General features: G+C 71.3%; 17 protein-coding genes. 6 read left to right on the forward strand and 11 right to left on the reverse strand.

Annotated features, from left to right (window positions below; all coding sequences use genetic code 11):
* Positions 1–20: 20 nt before the first annotated feature.
* From Aau02nite_RS19055 to Aau02nite_RS19100, 10 genes are all read right to left on the reverse strand, one after another.
* A complete protein-coding gene (locus Aau02nite_RS19055; protein WP_212989849.1) occupies positions 21–1,103 on the reverse strand; it encodes an ABC transporter permease in 1,083 nt (360 codons plus the stop codon).
* Positions 1,100–2,866 (reverse strand): sugar ABC transporter ATP-binding protein, encoded by a 1,767-nt coding sequence (locus Aau02nite_RS19060; protein WP_246595267.1) that lies wholly within the window; start codon positions 2,864–2,866, stop codon positions 1,100–1,102. Before Aau02nite_RS19060 ends, Aau02nite_RS19055 begins: the two co-directional genes overlap by 4 nt.
* The gene (locus Aau02nite_RS19065) at positions 2,863–4,041 is read right to left on the reverse strand and encodes an ROK family transcriptional regulator (RefSeq protein WP_212989850.1); all 1,179 of its coding nucleotides are present in this window, start codon (positions 4,039–4,041) and stop codon (positions 2,863–2,865) included. The genes Aau02nite_RS19060 and Aau02nite_RS19065 overlap by 4 nt, the downstream gene beginning before the upstream one ends.
* A 1,434-nt stretch (positions 4,042–5,475) precedes the next feature.
* Positions 5,476–6,546: a YihY/virulence factor BrkB family protein gene (locus tag Aau02nite_RS19070; RefSeq protein ID WP_212989851.1), complete on the reverse strand. Its 1,071-nt coding sequence runs from the start codon at positions 6,544–6,546 to the stop codon at positions 5,476–5,478.
* Between the two features lie 149 nt (positions 6,547–6,695).
* Positions 6,696–7,505 carry an ABC transporter permease gene (locus Aau02nite_RS19075; RefSeq protein ID WP_212989852.1) on the reverse strand — a complete coding sequence of 270 codons (810 nt, stop codon included), beginning with the start codon at positions 7,503–7,505 and terminating at the stop codon, positions 6,696–6,698.
* A 9-nt stretch (positions 7,506–7,514) separates the two neighbouring features.
* The gene (locus Aau02nite_RS19080; RefSeq protein ID WP_212989853.1) at positions 7,515–8,267 is read right to left on the reverse strand and encodes an ABC transporter permease; all 753 of its coding nucleotides are present in this window, start codon (positions 8,265–8,267) and stop codon (positions 7,515–7,517) included.
* Between the two features lies 1 nt (position 8,268).
* Entirely contained in the window at positions 8,269–9,189 is a 921-nt protein-coding gene (locus Aau02nite_RS19085) for an ABC transporter ATP-binding protein (RefSeq protein WP_212989854.1), read from the reverse strand.
* Between the two features lie 32 nt (positions 9,190–9,221).
* The gene (locus Aau02nite_RS19090; RefSeq protein ID WP_212989855.1) at positions 9,222–9,755 is read right to left on the reverse strand and encodes a hypothetical protein; all 534 of its coding nucleotides are present in this window, start codon (positions 9,753–9,755) and stop codon (positions 9,222–9,224) included.
* Positions 9,752–11,599 carry a DNA primase gene (dnaG, locus tag Aau02nite_RS19095; RefSeq protein WP_212989856.1) on the reverse strand — a complete coding sequence of 616 codons (1,848 nt, stop codon included), beginning with the start codon at positions 11,597–11,599 and terminating at the stop codon, positions 9,752–9,754. Before dnaG ends, Aau02nite_RS19090 begins: the two co-directional genes overlap by 4 nt.
* Positions 11,600–11,618: 19 nt before the next feature.
* A complete protein-coding gene (locus tag Aau02nite_RS19100) occupies positions 11,619–12,839 on the reverse strand; it encodes a deoxyguanosinetriphosphate triphosphohydrolase (RefSeq protein WP_212989857.1) in 1,221 nt (406 codons plus the stop codon).
* A 224-nt stretch (positions 12,840–13,063) separates the two neighbouring features.
* Between Aau02nite_RS19100 and Aau02nite_RS47400 the strand changes: the two genes are divergently transcribed.
* Positions 13,064–13,195, forward strand: coding sequence for a hypothetical protein (locus Aau02nite_RS47400; protein ID WP_281420998.1), 132 nt, complete (start codon positions 13,064–13,066; stop codon positions 13,193–13,195).
* On the opposite strand, the gene Aau02nite_RS19105 is transcribed toward Aau02nite_RS47400, so the two are convergent.
* Positions 13,185–13,547 (reverse strand): VOC family protein, encoded by a 363-nt coding sequence (locus tag Aau02nite_RS19105; protein WP_212989858.1) that lies wholly within the window; start codon positions 13,545–13,547, stop codon positions 13,185–13,187. The two genes, Aau02nite_RS47400 and Aau02nite_RS19105, sit on opposite strands and share 11 nt — an antisense overlap.
* Positions 13,548–13,710: 163 nt before the next feature.
* Here Aau02nite_RS19105 and Aau02nite_RS19110 point away from each other — a divergent pair, with 163 nt between their 5' ends.
* The 5 genes from Aau02nite_RS19110 (at position 13,711) to Aau02nite_RS19130 (ending at position 16,774) form a co-directional block, all read left to right on the forward strand.
* The gene (locus tag Aau02nite_RS19110) at positions 13,711–14,214 is read left to right on the forward strand and encodes a DUF4388 domain-containing protein (protein WP_212989859.1); all 504 of its coding nucleotides are present in this window, start codon (positions 13,711–13,713) and stop codon (positions 14,212–14,214) included.
* Between the two features lie 202 nt (positions 14,215–14,416).
* A complete protein-coding gene (locus tag Aau02nite_RS19115) occupies positions 14,417–14,797 on the forward strand; it encodes a roadblock/LC7 domain-containing protein (protein ID WP_212989860.1) in 381 nt (126 codons plus the stop codon).
* A gap of 33 nt (positions 14,798–14,830) precedes the next feature.
* Complete coding sequence (locus Aau02nite_RS19120) at positions 14,831–15,838, forward strand: DUF4388 domain-containing protein (RefSeq protein WP_212989861.1); 1,008 nt, start codon at positions 14,831–14,833, stop codon at positions 15,836–15,838.
* A gap of 51 nt (positions 15,839–15,889) precedes the next feature.
* On the forward strand, positions 15,890–16,375 hold the full coding sequence (locus Aau02nite_RS19125; RefSeq protein WP_212989862.1) for a roadblock/LC7 domain-containing protein: 486 nt from the start codon (positions 15,890–15,892) through the stop codon (positions 16,373–16,375).
* Between the two features lie 27 nt (positions 16,376–16,402).
* On the forward strand, positions 16,403–16,774 hold the full coding sequence (locus Aau02nite_RS19130; RefSeq protein ID WP_203771023.1) for a hypothetical protein: 372 nt from the start codon (positions 16,403–16,405) through the stop codon (positions 16,772–16,774).
* Positions 16,775–16,804: the final 30 nt, after the last annotated feature.

The raw sequence follows: 16,804 nt of genomic DNA on the forward strand, positions 1-16,804 counted from the left end.
CCGTGGAATTGTGGGGTAGGTCAGCTCTTGGTACGACCCAGGAGTTGAGTGAGTGACTTGTAACGGAACTGCTGGACCAGCACGGCCGCGACGATGATGGCGCCCTTGACCATGTTCTGGGCCTCGGTGGAGAGATTGTTGATCGCAAAGAGGTTGGTGATGGTGGAGAACACCAGCACGCCGAACAGCGCGCCGATGATGGTGCCGCGGCCGCCGCTGAGCAGCGTGCCACCGATGATCGCCGCAGCGATCGCGTCCAGTTCGTACAGGTTCGCCATGGCGGCCTGAGCACTGGTCGCCTGGGACGTCAGCATGACCGCCGCGATGCCGCAGCAGAGGCCGGACAGCGCGTACAGCAGCACGGTGTGGAACTTGACGTTGATACCGGCCAGCCGGGCGGCCTCCGGGTTGCCGCCGACGGCCACCGTGCGCCGCCCGAACGTGGTGCGGTTCAGCAGCACCCAGCCCGCGGCCACGACCAGCGCCAGGATGTAGACCAGCAGCGGGATGCCGAGGAACCGGGTGCTGGCGATGTCGTTGATCGTGGTGTTGGCCGACACCTGGGTCTGCTTGCCGGAGATCTGCGCCGCCACACCGCGGGCCGCGACCATCATGGCCAGGGTCGCGATGAAGGGCACCAGCCGCCCGTACGAGATCAGCACGCCGTTGATCAGCCCGACCGCGACGCCGACCACCAGGGCGGTGAAGATCATGCCCATGGTGCCGTAGCTCTGCGTGGCCAGGGTCGTCGACCAGACGCCGGCCACCGCGATGATCGCACCGACCGACAGGTCGATGCCGCCGCCGATGATCACGAACGTCATGCCGACGGTGACCACGCCGATCGCGGACGCCTGCTGCAGGATGGTGAAGGTGTTGTTCTTCACCCAGGTGGCGTCGCCGTAGAGCTCGGGCCGGGTGGCGGCCCCGATGATCACCAGGATCACCAGCACGCCGATGAGGCCGAGATTACGGCGCAGCGGCTCCGCGCCGTCACCCTTGAACCAGTTGGCCGGCGACTGCCGCTGCCCGGCAGGTGCTGGCGGCGGCTCGACCGGCGGGCTCTGCGCCGGCAGGCTCGCCTTGGTCGTCTGATCGGTCATGCCGGCTCCCCTTCCATCAGAGATCCCGCCATGACGAGATCAAGAACAGTGGCTTCGTCGATCTCGCTCGCGGGCGCCTCGTGGATCAGGTGCCCCTCGCGCATCACCAGCACCCGGTCAGCCAGACCGAGCACCTCGGGGACCTCGCTGGAGACCAGCAGCACACCCACCCCACGGGCGGCGAGATCCGCAATGACCTGGTAGAGCTCGGCCCGCGCGCCGACGTCCACGCCGCGGGTCGGCTCGTCGAGCAGCAGCAGCTTGGTGCCGCCGAGCAGCCAGCGGCCGACGACGACCTTCTGCTGGTTGCCGCCGGAGAGGGTGCGCACGGCCCGGCTCACATCGCGCGGGCGCAGCTCCAGCGCCTCGGCGGTCTCCTCCGCGGCCGCACGTTCCTTGCCGACATCGGTGAAACCGCCGCGGGCGTAACCACTGAAGGTGGCCAGCGTCATGTTCCGGTAGATCGGCTCGTCCAGCAGCAACGCCTGGCTCTTGCGCTCCTCCGGGGCCATGCCCATGCCGGCCCGGACCGCGCCACCGATCGAGGTGATCCGCTTGCCGTTGAGGGTGACGGTGCCGCTGTCCGCCGGACGCGCCCCGAAGATGGTCTCCAGCAGCTCCGAGCGACCGGAGCCGACCAGCCCCGCGATGCCGACGATCTCGCCCGCCTTGACGGTCAGCGACGCGTCGGCGAACTCACCCTCCCGGCTCAGCCCCTCCACCTGCAACAGCGGAGTGGTGCCGGTCTTGACCTCGCGCGGCGGGAAGACGTACTCGATGGTGCGCCCGGTCATCCGGCTCACCAGTTCCCGGGTGGGGGTGCTGCGCGCGGGCAGGTTCGCCGCGGTGGTGCGGCCGTCCTTGAGCACGGTGACCCGGTCGCCGATGTCGCGGATCTCCTCCAGCCGGTGCGAGATGTAGATGACCGCGATGCCCTGCGCGGTCAGCTCGCGGATGATCCGGAAGAGGTTCTCCACCTCGTCATGGGCGAGCACAGCGCTGGGCTCGTCCATGACGATCAGCCGGGCGTCGTGCGAGAGCGCACGGGCCATGCTGACGATCTGCTTGCCGGCCGCGGGCAACGACCGGACCAGGCGGCGCGGGGAGATGTGGTCGTGCCCGAGCCGGGCCAGAATCTGCTTCGTCCGGGCCGCCGTGGAGCGCCGCCGCAGGAAGCCGCCGCGGCTCTCCTCGTGACCCAGGAAGGCGTTCTCAGCGACGGAGAGATCGTCGACGAGGTCGAGCTCCTGGTAGATGGTGGCGATGCCGGCCCGCATGGCGGCCTGGGGGCTGGCCGGGGCGAACGGCTCGCCCAGCCAGCTGATGCTGCCCTCGTCGGCGTGGTGGACGCCGGCCAGCACCTTGATGAGGGTGGACTTGCCGGCGCCGTTCTGACCGAGCAGGCAGTGCACCTCGCCGGCGCGGACCTCGAGCTGGACGCCGTCGAGGGCGCGGACGCCGGGGAACGTCTTGACGACGCCGTCCAGGCGCAGCACGACCTCGCCGATGCCGTCGCGTTCGCGTTGTCCGTCGGCGGCGGCCGTGCCGTTGGAGGCCGCGCTTCCGCTTCCGGTCGCCGTGCTTCCGGTCGCCGTGCTTCCGGCGGGCGTGCTTGCACCGGGCGTGCTTCCGGCCGCCGAGCTTCCGGCGGGCGTGTTCTTGGCCGGGCTTGCCGTAGCCGCGGTCGGGTTTCCGCTGGTCGGGGTGTCCGTGGCCGGGCGGTCGGTGGGCCGGTCGTCGCGGGCCGGTTCGGGGGCGGTCATGACGCCTGCTCGAAGGCCGTGTCGCTGGCCAGGACGGCCGCGCCGCTCACTCCGGCCCGGGCACCCAGCTCGCTGAGCACCACCGGAAGATTCCCGGTGGCCAGCGGCAGGGACCGGCGATAGACCACGCTGCGGATCTCGGCCAGCAGGATGTGGCCGAGCTGCGCGAGCCCGCCCCCGATGACGATCATCGACGGGTTCGCGAAGCTGACCAGCGTGGCCAGCGTCGCGCCGACCCGGCGGCCGCCGTCGCGGATCAGCCGGATGCAGGTGACGTCGCCCTCGGCGGCCCCGTCGGCCACGTCCCGGGCGCCGATCTCGCCGTGCTGCGCGAACCGCTCGGCCAGGGCCGGCGACTCACCGCTGCGGGCGGCCGCACCGGCGTCGCGAGCCAGGGCGGCGCCGCTGAACAGCGCCTCCAGGCAACCGGCGTTGCCGCAGGAACACATCGGCCCGTGCGCGTCGACCTGGATGTGACCGATGTCGCCCGCGCAGCCGTCGACTCCCCGGTAGACACCGCCGCCGAGGTGGATGCCGCAGCCGATGCCCGTACCGATCTTGACGAAGAGGAAGTCGTCCACGGAGTGGGCGACCCCGCCGTGCCGCTCCCCGATGGCCATGATGTTGACGTCGTTGTCCACGACGGCCGGGCAACCGTGCTCGCGGGCGAGCAGTTCGCGCACCGGATAGCGGTCCCAGCCGGGCATGATCGGCGGCGAGACCGGAACACCGTCACGGAAACTCACCGGTCCCGGCACCCCGATGCCGACGGCATCGAGCCGGTCGAAGGCGCCGTCGATGCGGGCCTTGGCGAGCAGCTCGTTGATCCGATGCAGAATGACCTTGGGCCCGGACCGGATGTCGGCACTCTCGCGGTACGCCGCGACGGGCTCGAGCCGCCCGTTGGTGACCTCGACATCGATGGAGCTGGCGCCGAGGTCGACGGCGGCGAACCGCAGCCGCGGCTGCAACTCGACGAGAGTGGACCGCCGGCCACCCCGCGAGGCGGCCATCCCGGCCTCCGCGATGTAGCCCGCGGCGACGAGCCGCTCAACCTCGGCGAGCAATCGGGGACGGGTCAGATCGAGCCGATCTCCGAGCTCGGCCCGAGAGATCGGACCCTCGTCCCGCAACAAGCGCAACAGGCGCAGATGGGGGGCGTCGACGACATGCACGGGCACCTCCGGCCGTTCACACCGCCGAAACGGGACGGTGTCACGACCGTCACACTAGGGCCCTTCCGGCGCGCTCGTCCATACCTTCTCGATGATCACCACAAACTTTTGTCGCCTGATTCAAAAGTAATGGCATCCGTCAGACGGAACGATGAGCCTCGCCAGGGCGGGCCGGGAGTGCGTCCGCCGCTCGTCGCTGCCCCCAGATGGTGCCATTCCTCGCCCCAGATCGGGAGCCACCGACGGGCGGAGTCGCCGCCGACGGTCGGGGGAATCGCTGTCGGTCGCCGCGCCGACCCCGGGTGAAGGCGGGAGCGAGCGGGCCGGATGTTGGGCGAGGATGAGAGGGCGCGCCGGATGCAGAGCTGGGATGAGCGGGCGTGCGGATGCGGAGCTGGGATCAGCGGGCGCGCCGGCTGGTCGGTGGCGCGGCAGCGTCCCAGGCGCGCGGCAGCGTCCCAGGCGCGCGGCAGCGTCCCGGGCGCGCGGCCGCAAGGGCGGGCGGCGGACCCGACCTGGATGACGGCGGCGGGGCTGGACGTGCTGGACCCGTGACGCCCGGTTGCGGTGTGCGCGGGGAGGAGGTGCGGGCGGGCCGGCCGAGAACAGGTCGCGAGCGATCCCGGCGAGCCGACAAGGCCGTGTTGGCGCGGACTGGCCGGCGGCCGGGCGGCCGGGCGGCCGGGCGGCCAGGCGGCCAGGCGGCCAGGCGGCGGCGGCGGCGGGTGAGTCTGGCCGACGGGCGAGCCAGCAGGCCAAACGAACCCCGCCGGCACGCCCAACGAATCCGGGCCGGCTACGCGATCGGGACCCGGCCATGCAATCCGACCGGCCACGCGGGCCGGTCCTGCTGGACTGGGCGTTCACCGGGCCGGACCGGCCCAGCCACGCGGACCGGACCAGCAGGCGGACCGAACCGGCCACGCCGAGCAAACCAGCTACGCGGACCGGACCAGCCACGCCAAGCGAACCAGCCACGCGACCGGACCGGACCAGCCGGCCCGGACCAGACCGGACCGGCCCGGACCAGACCGGCCCGGACCAGACCGACGGGATTGAGCGGGGCAGGAAGCCGGCGGTCGCGGAGACGGAATGAGGGGTCCCGGGGCAGCAGGCGTGCGGACCGGTCGGCGAGGTGAATGAGCACACGGCGGAGCCGACCTGTAGCGGGAGGGGCTTCGGTGCGGGTAGCTGGTGGGGCGGGTTTTGGTGGGGCTGGCCGAGCACGGACCTGGCAGGGTCCGGGTGCCTGGTTACGAGCCGCCAGGCGAGTGGGCGCCCGGGCCCGGTGTCGGCGGGAGCGACGGTCAGCACCATGCAACCAGGCACGACATCCAGATTTTGACCTTGGAAGACTGCCGGACAGCAAAACCCGGACAGGCCGACGGCCGCGTAGCCCGGATCGGGTCGCGGCCGTCAGCTCCACAGAGCGGGCTAGTTGGTACTCAGCCCTTTTTCGCTGCCCTTCTTGAGCTTGCGGTCGTCGCGCAGCTGCAGGAACGGTTCGTCGTCGGCCGGGTGGCCGGCGGCGATGGCCCGGCCGCGTTCCAGTTCGGCGTCCATTTCGGCGCCGAGCAGGATGGCGATGTTCGAGATCCACAACCACACCAGGAAGGCGATGACGCCACCGAGCGTGCCGTAGGTCTTGTTGTAGTCAGCGAAGTTGGCCAGGTACAGGGCGAAGGCGCCCGAGGCGATCAGCCAGATCACGACCGCGAAGATGCCGCCGGGGCTGACCCAGCGGAAGCCGCCGGTCTTCGCGTTCGGCGACGCCCAGTAGAGGATCGCGAACATCAGGCTGACCAGGATGATCAGGACCGGCCACTTGGCGATGTTCCAGGTTGTCACGGCGGCCGAGCCGAGGCCGATGGTGTCGCCGACCGCCTGGGCCAGGTCGCCGGTGAAGACCACGATCACGGCCGAGAGGATCAGCATCAGGCCGACCACCGCGGTGACGCCGAGGCGGATCGGGAGGGTCTTCCAGATCGGACGGCCCTCGGGGACGTCGTAGATCGCGTTCGAGGCGCGCATGAACGCACCGATGTAACCGGACGCCGACCAGAACGCGGTGGCGAGACCGACGATCGCGGCGAAGCCGGCCGTGCCCGGGTCGGAGACCTGGGTGAGGACCTGGTCGAGGAGGTTCTTGATCTGGGTCGGTGCGATCTCACTGACGGTGTCCTGCACCGTCTGCTGACCGTTGTCGCTGAGCATGCCCAGGATCGACACCAGCACCAGCACGCCGGGGAAGATGGACAGGACGCCGTAGTAGGTCAGCGCAGCGGCCCAGTCGGTGACGTTGTCCTCGGAGAACTGCTTGAGGGTCCGCTTGAGGGCCGCGAAGACGCCCTTGCCCTTCAGCTTGGCCGGGTTGTCGGGGCCGGCGTCGGGGCTGGGCGCGGACAGGTCGTTGTCCCTGTCCTCCCCCGTCTTGGTGGTCGCCACGTCGTGGCGGGCTTTGTCGTCAGCCTCGCTCTTCGTGTCGTTGTCCTTATGAAGCTTCATGACGGGTCCCTCCGGGCGCTGCGGCCGTGTCCGTTCGGTCGGCTTCCGCCCTCGTGCCCCGGAGACACACCGCGCACGAAAGACGACCTCAGCTGGGGTGTTGCCCGGTGTTATGCCCGTCTAATCACCTGATCTCAGCTGCCTTTCAGCTACCGGCACAGCAGCTTGCCCATCCGGCGGCCCGCGACGGCCAGGCCGAGCGCGAAGAGCACCAGCAGATAGAGCACGTCGAGCGCCTGGAGCCAGCCGACCTCGCCGGTGGTGACGGCGCGGATCAGGTCGACCGAGCGGTACAGCGGGGTCACCTCCACGACCCAGCGCAGGACCGGCGGGTACGCCTGGGCCGGGACGAACGTGCCGGAGAACAGGAACAGCGCGAACTGGGCCGACGCCACCAGGTCGAACTCCTGCCAGCTGCGCATGAACGTGGACAGCGCCATGCCGACACCACCGAAGGCGAAGCCCACCAGCACCGCCGCCCCGAACGCGCCCACGGCCAGGCCCGGCGTGGTCAGGCCCATCGCCACCATCACCACCAGGAACGCCGCCGCGTAGATGTTGCCGCGCATCATCGCCCAGGCCAGCTCGCCCAGGGCGATCTCGATCGGCCGTAGCGGGGTGGCCAGCATCCCGTCGTACAGCTTCATGAATTTCATCTTGCCGAAGAAGTTGAAGGTGGTCTCCGACAGCGCCCCGCTCATCGCCGACGACGCCAGCATGGCCGGGGCGACGAACGCCGCGTAGCCGATCACCCGGCCGTCGGGCAGCGTCAGATCGCCGACCAGCGCGCCGACACCGACACCGATCGAGAAGAGGTAGAGGATCGGCTCGAGGAAACCCGAGGCCATCACCAGCCAGTACGACGGCTGCAGGGTCGTCACGTTCCGCTCGACCACGGACGCCGAACGCCGCCCGGCGCCCTCGAACGAGATCAGCCGGGGCAGGACCAGAGTCAGCATGTCAGCCCCTCACACCACGAGCCGGCGGCGGAAAGCCCGGTGCGCCAGCAGCCAGCCGGCGCCCGCCCACAGGGACAGATAGAGCACGTGACCGACGGGTGACCAGTCCGGCGCGGTGCCCAGGGTGGCGGCCCGGCTCAGGTCGACGCCGTGCCACAGCGGCAGCGCGTACGCGATCCAGCGCAGCACTCCCGGCAGCGACTCGACCGGGAAGAACACCCCGGAGAACAGCGACATCGGGATCACTCCGAGCCGGAACAGCACCGCCAGGTAACTGTCGACCCGGACCGACGCCGCATACGCGAAGGTCGGGGTGGCCACCGCCAGGCCGACCAGCGCGGCGATGGGCAGGGTGGCCAGGGCCCACCACGAATGCATCGTGCCGAATGCCGTGGCGATGAGCAGGAACGCCGCGCAGCTGGTCAGCGTGCGGAAGACGACGAACGCCAGATGGCCGTCGAGGATGTCCGCGACGCGCAGCGGGGCGGCCGCCTGGCCGAAGTAGATCCGCTGCCACTCGAAGCCGCCCAGCACCGGCCAGCTCGAGTCACCGATGGCCACCTGCATCGCCGTGGAGGCGATCAGGCCCGGCACCATCCAGTCCAGATAGGGCACCCCCTCGACGCCGCCGGTGACGTAAGCCCCGACGCCCACGCCGAAGCCCAGCATGGTCAGCAGCGGCAGCACGAACGAGGACAGCACGCTGGACCGCCAGATCCGGCGGTAGCTGACGAGGTGGTACTCCAGGACGTAACGGGTCATCTCAGTCCACCAGCGTCCGGCCCGTGAGGTGCAGGAACACGTCCTCCAGGCTGCTGCGGCGCACCAGCACACTGGCCGGGCTCAGCGCCCGGCGCTGCACCTCGGCCACCGCGTCGTCGCCGTCGTCCACGTAGAGCAGGATGCGGTCGGGCAGGACCTCCAGCCGCCGGCCCACGCCGGTCAGCTTGCCGGCGAACACCTCCTGGGACTCGGCGTTGAAGCGCAGCTCGACCACCTCGCGGGTCGAATACTGCTCGATCAGGGTGCGCGGCGAGCCCTCCGCCACGATCCGGCCGCCGTCCATCACCACCAGGCGGTCGCAGAGCTGCTCGGCCTCGTCCATGTAGTGGGTGGTCAGCACCAGCGTCACGCCCTGCTGCTTGAGCCGGAACAGGCGCTCCCAGACCAGGTGGCGGGCCTGCGGGTCGAGGCCGGTGGTGGGCTCGTCGAGCAGCACGATCTCGGGCTCGTTGACCAGCGCGCGGGCGATCGTCAGCCGGCGTTTCATGCCGCCGGACAGCGGCTCGACCTTGCTGTCGGCGCGCTCGGTGAGCTGGACGAAGTCGAGCAGCTCGTCGGCCCGGGCCCGGGCGACCTTGCGCGGGATGCCGAAGAAGCGGGCGTAGGTGGTCAGATTCTCCCGGACGGTCAGCTCGAGGTCGAGATTGTCGAGCTGGGGACAGACGCCGAGGCGGGCCCGGATCGCCGGGCCGTCGCGCCGCGGATCCATGTCGAGGATGCGCAGCACACCGTCGGTCGGCGGGGAGACACAGCCGATCATGCGCATGGTCGAGCTCTTGCCCGCGCCGTTGGGACCCAGGAAGCCGAACGCCTCCCCCCGCTGCACGTCGACGTCGATGCCGTCGACCGCGGTGAACCCCTCGAACCTCTTGACCAGCCCCCGGGCGTGAATGAGCGTCACCCGGCCGACCCTAGTGAGGGGGTCCGACAAGTTCAGACCGACGGGGTGGTCGCGTCCCGGGCCGAACCGACGAGCTGATCGGTGACCTCGATGATCGGCTCGGCGTCCACCGCCGTGCGGGCGTCGTAGCGGACCGCCCAGCTCAGGCCGTCCACCCCGCTGACCCGGCGGCCGACCACCCGGACCCCGCCGTTGGGCGGCAGCGGGTGGTGCGACGTGTACGCGACCGACCGCGTCACCCGGGTGCGCACCTGATCCGGCAGCTCGCCCGGCTCCAGCAGCAGGAAGCCCCGCACCGGCGCGTCCACCTGCACCGTGTAGCCGTCGCGCTCCTGGGCCACCTCGGCCGGCGTGACCACCAGCTCGCGGCCGGACCACGCCACCTTGTGGATCTCGTGCCAGCCGAGCCGCTCGCCACCGGGCAGCCACAGGCCGCGGTTGGTCGCGACCAGCACCTGCTCACCACCCGGGTCACCGACGAAGGCCCACGCCAGGACGCGCTCCTCCGCCTCGAGGGCCGGCCGCAGGGCGGCGGGAAGCTTCGGACGCCGACGAAAGAGACTCACAATCCACCTGCCGCCTGGTCGCGCAACGCGCGAGCGTGCTGTTCGAGCGAGAAGAGCTCCCCGGCCAGAGCCAGATACTCGTCCTTGTGCGCGACCGGGTTGATCCGCTGCACCTTGGACTTCAGTTCCTTGATCCGGGTGGTGACCGCACCCACCTGCAAACGGGCCAGCGTTACCTGGACGTACCGCAGATCGGCCTCGCCGTCGACGTGCAGCGGCACCACCGCCAGCTCGCCGACCAGGGCCTTACCGCCCAGGTCGTCGCAGAGGTCGCGGACCGCCTCGATCCAGCCGGCCCCGCCGGTGGCCGTCGCGGTGCCACCGGCGGCCGCGATCGCCTTGCGGATGCCCTGGAACACCGGGTCGCCGTAACACTCCGGGCCGAGCGCGTCGAACATCGGGCCCGCGAGCACCGGATACTGCAGGGCCAGCTTCAGGGCCTCGCGTTCCACCAGGCGCTGCGGGCTGTCGGCCGGCTTGCGCGGGGTGGGCGCACCGGACTGCTCCGGCGACGAGGCGGCGGCGACGGCCCGCTGCACCGGTTCCAGATCCATCCCGAGGTCACCGGCGAGCTTGCGGGCGTACTCCGGACGCTTCTCCCGGTCCTTGATCTTGGCCACCAGCGGCGCGGCCCGGCGCATCGCCTCGACCCGCCCCTCGACCGTGTCGAGGTCGAAGCGCGCCAGCGTCTGCCGCAGCGCGAAGTCGACCAGCGGCTCCCGGCTCGCGATCATGTCGCGGACCGCCAGGTCACCGCGGGCCAGCCGCAGCTCGCAGGGGTCCATGTTGTCCGGGCTGACCGCGATGAAGGTACGCCCGACGAAACGCTGGTCCTCCTCGAACGCCCGCAGCGCCGCCTTCTGCCCGGCCGCGTCCCCGTCGAAGGTGTAGATGATCTCCCCGGTGAAGCTGTCGCTGTCCATCAGCAGCCGCCGCAGCACCCCGATGTGGTCGATGCCGAAGGCGGTGCCGCAGGTCGCCACGGCCGTCGGCTCACCGGCCTCGTGACAGGCCATCACGTCGGTGTAGCCCTCGACGATGACCGCCCGGCCCTGCTTGGCCATCTCGCGCTTGGCGTGGTCGATGCCGTAGAGCACGTGCGACTTCTTGTAGAGCGGCGACTCCGGGGTGTTCAGGTACTTCGGGCCGTCATCGTCGTCGAACAGCTTGCGCGCGCCGAAGCCGATCACGTCGCCGGTCAGGTCCCGGATCGGCCACAGCAGCCGGCGGCGGAACCGGTCGATGAGCGAGCCGGAACGGGCCGGCTTGGCCAGCCCGCCGATGGTCAGCTCCTCGGCGGTGAACCCCTTCTGCCGCAGGTGCTTGGCCAGCAGGTCCCAGCCGTCGGGGGCGAAGCCGCAGCCGTACTTCTCGGCGGCGTCGCGGCCGAAACCGCGCTGGGCCAGGAACTCACGGGCCTTGCGCGCACCGGGGGTGCTCAGCTGCCCGGCGTAGAACTCGGCGGCGGCCGCGTGGGCGGCGATCAGCCGCTGCTTCTGCCCGGGCTGCTGGCGCGGGCCCTCGTTCTTGAAGCCGGACTCGTCGTAGCGCAGCTGGATACCGGCCCGGCCGGCCAGCCGCTCGACGGACTCGATGAAGGTCAGATGCTCGGCGTCCATCAGGAACTTGATGGCATCGCCACCCGCCCCACAGCCGTGACAGAAATAGACATTTCGGGCGGGCGACACGGTGAACGACGGGGTCTTCTCGTCGTGGAACGGGCACAGCCCTTTGAGGTTGCCGCCGCCCGCCGAGCGCAGCGTCACAGTCTCGTTGATGATGTCCGCTATCGAGGTCCGGTCGCGGACCAGCGCGATGTCCTCGTCCTTGACCCTGCCCGCCACGGCTACATACTGCCTCGCGTCACCGGCCCGCTGCCATCAGGGTCCGGTGCCAGGCGACGGCCGCCGGGTCGGTCAGCGACGCGACCTGGTCGATCACCACGCGCAGCCGGGCCCGGTCGGTCTCCGCGGCCTTCCACAGCTCGGCGAACATCGGGTCGAGGTGGTCCGGCGCCCGTTCGCCGAGCACGGCGACCAGCTCGACGAGGATCTCGCGCTGGCGTTCGTACCAGTCCTCGGCGGCCCGGGCGCGCATCACGTAGCGCAACGCCATGCCCTTGAGCAGGGCGCACTGGTTACGGACCGTACGCGGGACGATGAGGTCGACGTCGTAACGGCGGACCGGGCGTGAGCCGTGCCGGCTGTTGGTCGCGCCGACCGCCGAGGAGACGAAGCGGCCGGTCAGCACGCTGGTCATCCGTTTGAGGGCGACCTGCGAGCGGTGGCCGCCGTCGTAGTCGGCGACGGCGGTCACCACCTCGTCGGCGAGCAGCAGCCGCAGCGCCTCGCCGAGCGCCTCGGGGGTCTCGTCCGAATAGGTGGCGGCCACGTCGGCGCACAGCTCGGCGCGTTCGCCGGCGTCGTGCAGCAGCGGTGCAAGCGACAGGTAGCGGCCGTGCACGCCGTCCTCGACGTCGTGCACGGAGTAGGCAACGTCGTCCGCCCAGTCCATCACTTGGGCCTCCAGGCAGCGTCGCTCGCCGTCGGGGGCGGACTGCCGGATCCAGTCGAAGACCGGGCGGTCGTCGTCGTACACCCCGAACTTGCGCCGGCCGGGCCGGCGCGGCCAGGGGTACTTGCAGCTCGCGTCGAGCGAGGCGCGGGTCAGGTTCAGCCCGGCGCCGTCGACTTTGGCCTCCAGCCGGGTGAGCACCCGCAGGGTCTGCGCGTTGCCCTCGAAGCCGCCGCAGTCCTCGGCGGCCTCGTGCAGCGCGGCCTCGCCGTTGTGCCCGAAGGGTGGGTGCCCGATGTCGTGGGCCAGCCCGGCCACGTCCACCACGTCGGGGTCGCAGCCCAGCCGGGCGCCCATCTCCCGGGAGATCTGGGCGACCTCCAGCGAGTGGGTCAGCCGGGTCCGCAGGAAGTCGTCGGAGCCGGCGGTGTGCACCTGGGTCTTGGCCGCGAGCCGGCGGAAGCCGGCCGAGTGCAGGACGCGGGCCCGGTCGCGCTCGTACTGGGTGCGCCCGTAGCCGCTGTCCTTGGCGGGCTCGCGCACCCAGCGGTGGGCATCGCCGTCCGTCATGCTCCCACCCTAAGGCGTCCGTCCCGTCGGGCGATGCGAATGGCGTGGAGTCCGATCCGCTCACCCGGGGCAGGCCCGCAGCGCGGACAGCGCCGCCCAGCAGGTGTCACACTCGGTCACCGACATGATGGCGACATCGTCCCGGCTGGGTCATCACCCGCATCGACGACGGCCAGCGGACCATCGCCGCGGCGGTCGAGGAGCAGTCCACGACCACCGAACTGATGGCCCGCAACGTCAGCGAGGTCTCCACCGGGGCGACCGCCGGCGCGGCCAACACCACCCGGCGCTCGGCCGAGCGGGTCAGCGCGGCCGCCGGGGAGATCCAGGGACTGATCGGTCAGTTCACGTACTAGCGGGCTTGCGCGAGGAGAGCACGCAGAACTCGTTGCCCTCCGGGTCGGCCAGCACCACCCAGCTCACGTCGTGCTGGCCGATGTCGACCGGCCGGGCGCCCATGTCCACCAGGCGCTCGACCTCGGCCTCCTGGTCGTCCGGGCGCAGGTCCAGGTGCAGGCGGTTCTTGCCCTTCTTGGCCTCCGGCACCGGGGTGAACAGCAGGCCGGGCAGGGTCTGCGGGGTACGCCGGATCTCCACCTCGTCCGGCTCCTCGTGCACGATCTGGTAACCGAGAGCTTCCGCCCACCAGCGGGCCAGCCGGGCGGGATCCTCCGCGTCGACAACGACCTGCTCCCACTGACTGGGCATCGGCACTCCTTCACGTGACGCCATCGAAAGTGGCGATGATGTTACGCGCACGCGACGGGCGGGCCACGATCGGAACAACGCACCGTCCGTGCGACCTCCTCCCGGGCGGCGGCCGAGACTCCACGGAAAGGTCGATGCCTGGTCGGCCGGAGGAGAGCTCACCGTGAACGCATTGCGCCGCCTGCTCACCAACCTGGCCGAGTCCGGGCGTACCGGGGCCTTGCACGTCGGCGGTGCCCCGGGTGGGGTGATCTACCTGGTCGCCGGCCGGATCACGCACGCCGAGTCGGCGGCCTGCCCGGGCATCGGCGAGCGGCTGGTCACCTCCGGGCGGCTGTCCGCGGGGGCGTGGCAGTCCGCGAACGGGGCGGGCCGGGAGAGCGGGACCGTCGGCCGGGCCCTCGTCCGCGCCGGCCACCTCGGCCACCACGAGCTGGCGTGCCGGGTCGTCGCCGCCATCACCGCCGCCACCCACGCGCTGCTGCAGGGCAGCGACGAGGCGCCGATGCGGTTCGTGCCGGGCGAGCGGCACTGGTTCGGCGTGGTGGCCCAGGTCGAGCTCGGCGCGCTCGGCCCGCAGACCGCCAAGCGTCTCGCTGCCCGGCCCGTGCCGCACCGGCCGCGGGCGGTCCGGCGGACCCGCCCCCGCGTAACAACAACGAGATGAACGTCGCACCGGATGACGCACAACGGGTGCGACCGCGGCCATCGGGGTGGCCGCAGGATGGCCCATTGTGACGGCGCGCACGACAAGATCCGCGCCGGCCGCGACCAGCACCACCCCGGCCGACCGTGGCAAAGAAGCCCGGCAGTCCCGCCAGCGGCCGGGCTCGGCGAACGGCGGGAGCATCACTCGGCTGAGGAGAGATGTGCCCGGGGTTGAGAACTGCCTGCAGGAGGCCATGGCGATACCGGGCGCGATCGGCGCCAGCATCGTCGACTACACCACCGGCTTCCCGGTCGCGACGACCGGAGCCGCACCCAACGAGGACCACGACGCAGCGGCGGCGGGCACGGCGGACGTCGTGCAGGCCGCCCAGAGCAGATCGCTGTTCGTCTCGGCGGTACCGCACGACCTGCTCGAGGACCTGATCATCACGACTGCGGGGGGCTACCACCTGCTGCGGCTCGTCCAGACCGATTTCGACAGCCGGCTGGTGCTCTACGTGTGGCTGGACCGGATCCGCGGCAACCTCGCCGTGGCCCGGCGCCGCATGCAGATCCTCGCCGAAGAACTCGTGGCGACCTGATGTCGCGTACCGACCCGGTGAGAAGGAGTGACGGTGAAGCCCTCGAAGACCGCTGCGCCCGGGCGCCTGCTCACGCAGGCAGCGGGCGAGCGGCAGACCGGCGCACTCGTCGTCGGCGGCCACCCCGGCGGCACGGTCTACCTCATCGAGGGTCAGGTGACCTACGCCGAGTCGGCCGCCGCACCGGGCGTCGGCGAGCTGCTGACCGCCTCCGGCCGGCTGGCCGCCCGGACCTGGCAGGCCGCGCTGGACGCCGGCACCTCCCGCGCACAGGTCGGGCGGATCCTGCTCGACCACGGCCACCTCACCCAGGGCGAGCTGGAGCTGTGCGTGCTCGGCGCGACCTACGACGCGGCGTACTTCGCCCTGTCGCCGGCCTCGGCCCCGGTCGACTTCCTGGACGGCGCCACGCACTGGCTGGGCCCGATCGTGCGGGTCGATCCGGCGGCGGTCACCCGCGAGGCCCGCCGCCGCGCGCGGCTACTGGACGAGATCTACCCGCATCCGCAGCTCGACACGGCGGCGGTCATCCCGGTGCCGCGCCCGCCGGTCGAGCGGGTCACGATCACCGCGGCGCAGTGGGAGCTGCTGGTGCACGCCGACGGCCAGCGCACCCCGGCGGACCTGGCCCAGCTGCTCGGCCGGGCCGGCTACGCGACGATCCAGGAGCTGCGCCGGCTGGCGGCACTCGGCCTGATCGAGCTGCCCGCGGCCCGCGAGCGGGACAGCGACAACCCCGATCTGGTACGGCTACCGCGGGCCAGGGGCACCGCTGTGGACGTACGCCGGCCGGCACTGTCGCCCGGGGACGGTCCGACCGTACCCATCGTCACCGGGCCGCGACCGGCCCCCGCCTCGGGTGACCCGCCCGGCCCGGCCGCGGAGACCGACCCGGCCACCATGCACGCACCGCGGCTCGCCCGCCGCAAACCCGGGGCGAAGCTGCCCAAGGAAGTGGCCGCCGACACCGGCCAGATGCACACCGGCACCGACGAGGTGCTGCTGAAACGGATCCGCACCGCACTGCGGGCCCTGCGATGACCCGGGCCCCTCCCCCGCCGGTGCGGCCCGACCAGGAAGGAGAGACCCAGGATGACGGTGGATCCGGCGGTACTGACGGAACTCGGCAATCTGCGCTCCCGGGTGCCCGAACTCTCCGGCAGTGTCCTCGCCACCGCCGACGGCATGGTGGTCGCACACGACGCGCACGGCATCGAACCGGACAGCCTGGCCGCCCTGGCCGCCGCCCACCTGGCGCTCGCCCGGCGCTTCGCGCACGCCGTGAACCACGGAGAGCTGCGCGAGTCGGTGGTGGAGTGCGACGGCGGCTACATCACCTCGTACACCGCGGGCCCGAACGCCCTGCTGACCCTGGTCACCTCCGGGAACGCCAACCTGGCCATGGTGCACCTGGAGGCCCGCCGGGCCGTCCGGCGACTGGTGAAGATCCTCGTCCTGCAGGCACCGGCCCCGCCCCGCCCCGAGATCCCGACGCAGATGGGGCCGTCCACACCGCTGGCCCGGCGCACGCCGATGGCCACCCTGCAGAGCACCTTCCGCGGCCGGCAAGCCGGCTGACCCACCCCCTTCACGAAAGAGGAACTCATGGCTGACATGGACACCGCACTGAAAGAGATCATGGATATCGACGGCGCCGTCGGGGTCGCGCTGGTCGACCACACCAGCGGCATGGCCCTGGGCACTGTCGGAGGCGGCAAGGAACTCGACCTGACGGTCGCGGCGGCCGGCAACACCGACGTGGTCCGCGCCAAGCTCCGGGCGATGGAGATGCTCAACATCACCGAGAAGATCGAGGACATCCTCATCACGCTGGACAGCCAGTACCACCTGATCCGGCCGCTGACCAGCCGCTCGGGCAAGGGCCTGTTCCTGTACGTGGCCCTGCGCCGGGACCGCTCCAACCTGGCGATGGCCCGCCACCAGCTCAAGCGCATCGAGAACGACCTCGACGTCTGAGCCGGTCACGGTCACGGGGAGGGCGCTGAG

Origin of the sequence: Actinoplanes auranticolor, assembly GCF_018332655.1 — a bacterium.
GTDB lineage: Bacteria > Actinomycetota > Actinomycetes > Mycobacteriales > Micromonosporaceae > Actinoplanes > Actinoplanes auranticolor.

Excerpts from the sequence above, each read along its gene's own strand:
- Aau02nite_RS19055 (WP_212989849.1), bottom strand. The coding sequence starts at position 1,103 with ATGACCGATCAGACGACCAAGGCGAGCCTGCCGGCGCAGAGCCCGCCG.
- Aau02nite_RS19060 (WP_246595267.1), bottom strand. The coding sequence starts at position 2,866 with ATGACCGCCCCCGAACCGGCCCGCGACGACCGGCCCACCGACCGCCCG.
- Aau02nite_RS19070 (WP_212989851.1), bottom strand. The coding sequence starts at position 6,546 with ATGAAGCTTCATAAGGACAACGACACGAAGAGCGAGGCTGACGACAAA.
- Aau02nite_RS19075 (WP_212989852.1), bottom strand. The coding sequence starts at position 7,505 with ATGCTGACTCTGGTCCTGCCCCGGCTGATCTCGTTCGAGGGCGCCGGG.
- Aau02nite_RS19080 (WP_212989853.1), bottom strand. The coding sequence starts at position 8,267 with ATGACCCGTTACGTCCTGGAGTACCACCTCGTCAGCTACCGCCGGATC.
- Aau02nite_RS19100 (WP_212989857.1), bottom strand. The coding sequence starts at position 12,839 with ATGACGGACGGCGATGCCCACCGCTGGGTGCGCGAGCCCGCCAAGGAC.
- Aau02nite_RS47400 (WP_281420998.1), top strand. The coding sequence starts at position 13,064 with ATGGCCCGCAACGTCAGCGAGGTCTCCACCGGGGCGACCGCCGGCGCG.
- Aau02nite_RS19105 (WP_212989858.1), bottom strand. The coding sequence starts at position 13,547 with ATGCCCAGTCAGTGGGAGCAGGTCGTTGTCGACGCGGAGGATCCCGCC.
- Aau02nite_RS19125 (WP_212989862.1), top strand. The coding sequence starts at position 15,890 with ATGACGGTGGATCCGGCGGTACTGACGGAACTCGGCAATCTGCGCTCC.
- Aau02nite_RS19130 (WP_203771023.1), top strand. The coding sequence starts at position 16,403 with ATGGCTGACATGGACACCGCACTGAAAGAGATCATGGATATCGACGGC.